Here is a 1,296-nt window from a genome sequence, read left to right as displayed (position 1 = left end):
CTCCCGACCGGTCCGGCAGTGCCAGACCGGACTCACGGAGATACCTTTGCAGAATGTTATATGCGCCTACCAGATCGGCGTTCAGTACGACACCGCAGTGAACGAACAGCCCCCGATGCACGCGGGCTTTCTTGACCCTTTCGCCGCACACCGGGCAGGTAGTGCTGGTGTTCTTCTCCGACACTTTGACCACCCGGATGCCGGCGAGGGCCGCTTTATAAGTGAGCAGGCTTATTATCTTACTGAACGGCCAGGCGTGGAGTTTCTGGTTGCCCGCGTCTCCCCAGTCCCTGTCCGCACGAATACCTTTTAATTCGCCGACTACGATGGTGGAAACGTTGTGGGCAATTGCCAGGTCGACCAACCACCTTGTCAGTACGTGCAGGTAGTGGTTGCGCTGCCTGCCCCACTTGACGTTCAACTCAATGCAGCGCCTGCTGGTGGATTTGGTACATTTGGCTTTTTCTTTCTGGAAGTACCGGTCGAGGGCCAGAAGTTCCCCGCCGGGCACGAGGAAAGAAAAGCCGTCGGAGATTACCCCGGCCGCGATGTTCACGATACCCAGGTCCAGTGCCATGACGTTTCCAGTTTCCTTATAGGTTACCGGGACCCTGTGGGTTATGTGCAGGTACCAGTCGCCGGTCCCAGGTTCGTAGACCAGCTTTACCTGCTGGACTTTGCCCAGAGTGACGTGCAATGGGAGCTGGTATTCCAGTACAATCACCCGCCTGCCGTAGGTTTTGGGCAGCTTCAGGCGCACCCGGTTGTCCGGCAGTATTTCGAAAGCTTTCTGTTTAAAAGTCACGGTGCTGAGAGTATCTTTTTTCCGGAAGCCCGGCGGTTTTGCCAGTACATCGCCGTTTTTCCTGTGTGAGAACCATGATCGATAGGAGTCGTCCTGCTCGCCCAGGACTTCCTGAGCAGACTGGGAAGGTAGGAGCCTGTACCAGCGGTTGATTTTAAGCTCCCGGCACTGCTCGGCGAAACCGGGTATTCTACCAGTTTCGTTCCAGACAGTGCGCCGGTGGTGGTTGGCTACGTTCCACAGCTTGGTGGCGGAAAAACCCAGCAGGCCCAGGAGCAGGGCGTTCCGGTCGGAAAGGTTGATGACTTTGGCCCTGGCTGTGAGAGTCTGCGTTGGCATGCCGTTACTGAAGTTCTTTTTGCGCGCCAGCTCAATCACCCCCTTAGATGGATATACATTTGTGTCTATATTTTTATTCCATAGCTATATTATACCAAATTTATACAATACAAGGAAGACATTCCGGTAAAAACTTAGCCGGGCTTTCATCC

The 1,296-nt window shown here is 54.6% G+C and carries 1 protein-coding gene; it reads right to left on the bottom strand.

The genetic code is table 11. The annotated features are described in order from the left end of the window. Nucleotides 1-1,183, bottom strand: a 1,183-nt coding sequence (locus JDF658_RS13230; RefSeq protein ID WP_079907983.1) for an RNA-guided endonuclease TnpB family protein, incomplete at its 3' end; no start/stop codon positions are given. Between the last annotated feature and the right edge of the window lie 113 nt (nt 1,184-1,296).

The organism is Carboxydocella sp. JDF658 (genome assembly GCF_002049395.1).
In the GTDB taxonomy this organism is placed as follows: domain Bacteria; phylum Bacillota.
Note: the sequence above shows the minus strand (reverse complement) of the source record. Positions and strands in the feature narration are given on the sequence as shown.